The following is a 2708-nucleotide window of genomic DNA, read 5'->3' on the forward strand; positions in this document are numbered from 1 at the left end:
ATCTAAAAAAGGAGGTTTTAAAATGACGCAGATAGACAGAAAGGCAATACCTGTTCCGGCGCTAAGAAGGATGCCCGCATACTGTAATTATCTTAAGTCCTTATCTTTAAAAGGCGTTGTTTACATTTCCACGACGGCTGTGGCAAATGATTTAAACCTGATTCCAATTCAGGTCAGAAAAGATTTTGAATACACCCGCCTTTCGGGCAGGCCTAAGATTGGATACAACCTGGAAATGTTAATAGAAGCAATTGAATACATACTTGGCTGGAATATGATGTCCAACGCGGTTATAGCCGGGGTCGGTAATCTTGGCAAGGCGCTTTTAAGCTATCAGGGTTTTAAAAATTACGGGTTGGATATAATTGCCGGGATTGACGGGGACAAAAAGAAACAGGGCAGGGAAGTGGCGGGCAGAAAGATTTTTTCTCCGGACCAGATTGGCGTGCTTGTTAAGGAAAACAAGATAGGAATCGGTATTATTACGGTTCCTGTTGAAAGCGCGCAGGCAATCGCGGATTTATTTGTGAAAGCGGGTGTAAAAGCGCTGTGGAATTTCGCGCCGGTAATGCTGAATGTTCCGGCTGATGTGGTTGTGCAGAACGAAAACCTTGCTTCATCACTTGCCGTTTTATCGCAGAGAATCAAGCAGCAGAAAGAAAAATAACAGGAAACCATATTGCAAAGGAGAACGCCATGAAAACGATGGAAATGCAGAAAAAATTTGAAAAGGTAATGGAAATAATAGAAAGAAACGGCGCTAATGCGGCAAGGTTAATTCCAATACTTCAGGAGATTCAGGACGAATACAGGTATCTGCCGGAAGAAATAATGGACTTTACCGCCACGTGCCTGAAAATTCCGCCTGCAAGGGTCTATGGGGTTGCCACTTTTTACTCTCATTTTGCCCTTGCCCCAAAAGGCAAATACATCATTAAGGTATGCGACGGGACAGCGTGCCACGTAAAACGTTCTGAAGCGCTGATAGAAGCAATAAGAAAGAAACTTAAGCTTACTGAAAGTAAGAATACAACGGATGACATGCTTTTTACCCTTGAAACTGTGTCGTGCCTTGGGGCGTGCGGCCTTGCGCCTGTCGTCGTGATAAATGAAGATATTTACGGCCAGATGACCTCGGATAAAATAACAGCAGTCCTTACAGATATTATTAAAAAGGAAGGTGAAAACAATGCAGACAATTGAGGCGCTGGATTTAAATAAAATAAAAGAAGATTACGGGAAAAGGGCAAAGTTAAAAGAGCGCAGAATTATAATCTGCGCGGGGACGGCGTGTGTTGCCAACGGGGCGCTTAAGTTATTTGACGCAATAAATCAGGCTGCGGAAAAAGAAGGTATTAAGGTTGATGTTGAACTTAAACATGATGACAAAGGCGGCAGCCATTTAAGCAAAAGCGGATGCCAGGGTTTCTGTCAGATGGGACCGCTTGTAACCATAATGCCGGAGGACATTTTATATACAAAGGTAAAACCGGAAGACGCGGAAGAAATTGTAAAAAGTACAATTGCAAAAGGCGTTATTATAGAAAGGCTTTTATATATAAATCCCGCTGACGGTAAAGTGTGCGTCAATAAAACTGAAATTGATTTTTACAGAAAGCAGCACAGGTACGTTTTAAAGCAGTGCGGAATTATTGATCCTGAAGATATAACCGAATATATAGCATCCGGTGGTTATACTTCCCTTGAAAAAGCGCTTAAAGATAATCCCGCGAAAGTCTGTGCCGATATCCTGGAAAGCGGGCTTCGCGGAAGGGGCGGGGCCGGATTCCCGACGGGAAAAAAGTGGGATTTGACAAGAATTCAAAATTCGGAAAAAAAGTACATTATCTGCAACGGCGATGAAGGCGATCCCGGCGCGTTTATGGACAGAAGCGTGATGGAAGGCAATCCGCACAGTGTGATAGAGGGCATGGCAATAGCCGCGCATGCGATAGGCGCTGATGAAGGTTTTGTTTATGTAAGGGCGGAATATCCGCTTGCGGTAAAAAGGATGAAAAAGGCCGTGGCTGACGCGGTAAAAAACGGCATTATAGGCGGAAGCATGCTTGGCACGGGAAAAAAGTTTAATTTAAGCGTAATGGAAGGCGCGGGCGCGTTTGTATGCGGTGAAGAAACCGCGCTTATGGCATCCGTGGAAGGAAAGCGCGGGATGCCAAAACCTAAACCTCCTTTTCCGGCACAAAAAGGGCTTTGGGATAAACCCACGGTAATTAATAACGTGGAAACCCTGGCAACCATTCCTCTTATATTACGTGACGGGCCGCAGGAATACAGAAAGATGGGGACAAAAACATCCCCGGGGACAAAAACTTTTGCAGTGACCGGACAGGTAGCAAACACCGGGCTTATAGAGGTTCCGTTTGGAACCACGTTAAGGGAAATAATATTCGGAATAGCGGGCGGGGTAACAGGTGAAGGCGGGAAAGTTGATGAGGCGAATTTTAAAGCGGTTCAGATTGGCGGCCCTTCGGGCGCGTGCCTTACCCCAAAACACCTTGACCTGCAGCTGGATTTTGAAAATCTAAAAAACGCCGGGGCAATGGTGGGTTCGGGCGGCCTTGTGGTAATGAACCAAAGCACATGCATGGTAAAAATAGCGGCGTACTTTATGCAGTTTACGCAGAATGAAAGCTGCGGCAAGTGCGTGCTTTGCAGGGAAGGCACAAAGCAGATGTTATGGATTATGA

At 45.2% G+C, this 2708-nt stretch carries 2 protein-coding genes and 1 pseudogene; all 3 read left to right on the top strand.

All coding sequences use genetic code 11. From position 1 onward, the window contains the following. Positions 1-22: 22 nt before the first annotated feature. Positions 23-728, top strand: a pseudogene (locus tag JXR81_07140) (redox-sensing transcriptional repressor Rex). Continuing rightward, a complete protein-coding gene (nuoE, locus tag JXR81_07145) occupies positions 706-1203 on the top strand; it encodes an NADH-quinone oxidoreductase subunit NuoE (GenBank protein MBN2754626.1) in 498 nt (165 codons plus the stop codon). The pseudogene JXR81_07140 and the gene nuoE overlap by 23 nt, the downstream one beginning before the upstream one ends. After that, on the top strand, positions 1190-2708 hold a 1519-nt coding region (locus tag JXR81_07150; GenBank protein MBN2754627.1), incomplete at its 3' end, for an NAD(P)H-dependent oxidoreductase subunit E. The genes nuoE and JXR81_07150, both read left to right, overlap by 14 nt.

It is taken from the genome of Candidatus Goldiibacteriota bacterium (genome assembly GCA_016937715.1).
Classification (GTDB): Bacteria; Oederibacteriota; PGYV01; order PGYV01; family PGYV01; genus PGYV01.

What these genes read in the sequence shown, in the direction of transcription:
- nuoE (MBN2754626.1), top strand. Translation starts at nt 706, where the DNA reads ATGGAAATGCAGAAAAAATTTGAAAAGGTAATGGAAATAATAGAAAGA.